Consider the following 3195-nt stretch of genomic DNA (forward strand, 5'->3'; position numbering starts at 1 on the left):
CTCTGGGACCACGTGGTGGTCGACGGGGTGACACTGCGTGGCGCCGGTCCCTGGTATTCGGTGCTCGGCGGCCGACACCCCACCGAGCGGAACCGGTCCGTCGGCATCTACGGCAAGTACGTCCCCGGTGGCGGCTACACCGGGCCGGTCCGCGCGCACGAGGCGAACGGGCCGAGCCGCAACGTCACGCTGCGGGACTTCGCCATCATCGGCGACATCCGCGAGCGGGTCGACGACGACCAGGTGAACGCGCTGGGCGGGGCGATGACCAACTCGGTGGTCGACAACCTGTGGCTGGAGAACACCAAGGTCGGGGCGTGGATGGACGGCCCGATGGACAACTTCACCATCCGCAACAGCCGGATCCTGGACCAGACCGCGGACGGGGTGAACTTCCACACCGGCGTGACCAACTCGACGGTCACCAACACGTTCGTCCGCAACACGGGCGACGACGCGTTGGCGATGTGGGCGCAGAGCGTGCCGAACGTCAACAACTCCTTCACCCACAACACCATCGGCGTGACGCTGCTGGCGAACCACCTGGTCAGCTACGGCGGTCGGGACATCAAGATCACCGACAACGTGACGGCCGACTCGCTGACCAACGGCGGCGGCATCCACGTCGCGAACCGCTATCCGGGTGTGCAGGGCGACACCGCGGTCCGGGGCACCTGGACGATCGCCCGCAACACGTTGATCCGCAACGGCAACTCGGACTACAACTGGAACTTCGGTGTCGGGGCGATCTGGTTCTCCGCCCTCAACGAGTCGTTCCAGCAGGCCACCATCAACATCACCGACACCGACATCCTGGACAGCTCGTACGCGGCGCTGCACTGGATCGAGGGCCAGACCAGCGGGATCAACCTCTCCAACGTGCGGATCGACGGCGCCGGCACGTACGCGCTCCAGGTGCAGGCACCCAGCCAGGTGTCCTTCACCAACGTGCGGGCCACCAACATCGCGCAGAGCAACCCGATGCACAACTGCGTGGGCGGTGGCTTCCAGATCACCCAGGGCTCCGGCAACTCCGGCTGGTACACCCCGACCCCGTACTGCGGCCCGTGGCCGAACCCGCAGTGGGGCGGCGGACCCACCTCGCCGCCACCGACCACCACCCCGCCGCCGACCACGCCACCCCCGACCACGCCACCCCCGACCGGCGGGAACCTGGCGCTGGGCCGGTCGACGACCGCTACCAGCACCAACCAGAACTACGTGGCGGGCAACGTGGTGGACGGCAACGCGGCCAGCTACTGGGAGAGCGCCAACAACGCATTCCCGCAGTCGGTCACCATCGACCTGGGCGCGTCCCGGTCCGTCGACCGGGTGGTGCTCAAGCTGCCCAGCGGTTGGGAGCAACGCACCCAGACGCTCTCGGTGCTCGGCTCCACCGACGGGTCGTCGTACTCCACGCTGGCGTCGTCCGCCGGTCGGGTCTTCGCCCCCGGCTCGGGCAACGCCGTGTCGATCGGGCTGCCCTCCGGTGACCGCCGCTACCTCCGGGTCACCGTCACCGGCAACACCGGCTGGCCGGCGGCGCAACTCTCCGAGGTCGAGGTGTACGGCGGCACGACCACCACACCACCGCCGACCACCACCCCGCCCCCGACCACCCCGCCACCCACGACCACCCCGCCGCCCAGCGGCAACCTGGCGGCCGGGCGATCGGTCACCGAGACCAGCCACTCCGACGTGTACGTCGCCGCCAACACTGTGGACGGCAACGCGAACACCTACTGGGAGAGCGCCAACAACGCGTTCCCGCAGTCGCTGACGGTGGACCTGGGCGCCGAAAGGTCGGTGTCCCGGGTCGTGCTGAAACTTCCCCCGTCGTCGGCCTGGCAGACCCGTACGCAGACGCTGTCGGTGCTCGGCTCCACAAACGGCTCGACGTTCACCACTGTGAAGGCGTCCGCGGGCTACACCTTCAACCCGGCCAGCGGCAACACGGCCACCGTGACCTTCACGGCGACCACCCAGCGGTACCTGCGACTGACCGTCACCGGCAACAGCGGCTGGCCGGCCGGCCAGCTCAGCGAGTTCGAGGTCTATTCCAGCTAGAGCCGGTGGCCCCATCCGACCGGGGCGGGGCCACCGGTCCGGGGCGGTTCGACGCAACGCGGCGTCGGCCGTCCAGCCCGCCCCAACCGCACCGTCCCCCACCTGTCGCGGAACGACGGGCGTACCCCTGCACCCGTCACCGGGCAACGCACCCCACACCCACCCCCGAAAGAGGTGTAGCGACCCCATGTCCAGCAACGGCACCAGACGAGGCACGCCGCCACCCGGCGCGCCCAATCCCGTCCCCCGCACCGGACACCGGCGGCTACTGGCCGGCGTGCTCGCCGGGATGCTCCTCGCCACTGCCCCGGTCGCCATCCCCGCGGCGAGCGCGGCACCGGCAGTCGACGCGTCGGCGGCCGCCGCGCGGGTGGCCATGCTCGCCGGGCTCTCCGCCACCATGACCGCCAGCAGCTACAACCAGAACTACGTGGCGGGCAACGCCAACGACGGCAACGCGTCGACCTACTGGGAGAGCGCCAACAACGCGTTCCCGCAGTGGATCCAGGCTGACCTGGGCGCCACTGTCAGCGTGGACCGGGTGGTGCTCAAGCTGCCACCCGCGTCGGACTGGCAGACCCGTACGCAGACGCTGTCGGTGTTGGGTTCGACGAACGGCTCGTCCTTCACCACCCTGAAGGCGTCCGCCGGCTACACCTTCAACCCGAGCAGCGGCAACACCGCGACCGTCAGCTTCACCGCCGCCAGCACCCGCTACGTGCGGGTGCAGGTCACCGGCAACACCGGCTGGCCGGCCGCGCAGTTCTCCGAGGTCGAGGTGTACGGCGCCACCGGCAGCACCGACACCCAGGCCCCGAGCGCCCCCGGCAACCTGGCGTACACCCAGCCGGCCAGCGGGCAGATCCGACTCACCTGGTCGGCGTCGAGCGACAACGTCGGCGTGACCGGCTACGACGTCTACGCCAACGGCGCGCTGCGCGGCAGCGTCAATGGTTCGACGCTCACGTACACCGACAGCCAGGCGGACAGCGCCACGGTGTCGTACTACGTCCGGGCGAAGGACGCGGCCGGCAACCAGTCGGCGAACAGCAACACCGTGACGCGCACCGGCACCGGCAACCCGCCGACCGGGAGCAACCTGGCGATCGGCAAACCGATCACCGCCTC

2 protein-coding genes are annotated in these 3195 nt (G+C 70.0%); both read left to right on the top strand.

What is annotated here, in order from left to right; genetic code table 11:
• Positions 1-2067 (top strand): discoidin domain-containing protein (locus ACWCO3_RS33240; protein WP_450013895.1); only part of this gene is annotated, 2067 nt, incomplete at its 5' end.
• A gap of 187 nt (positions 2068-2254) precedes the next feature.
• Positions 2255-3195 (top strand): discoidin domain-containing protein (locus ACWCO3_RS33245; protein WP_450013896.1); only part of this gene is annotated, 941 nt, incomplete at its 3' end.

This window comes from Micromonospora sp. NPDC002411 (genome assembly GCF_053592955.1).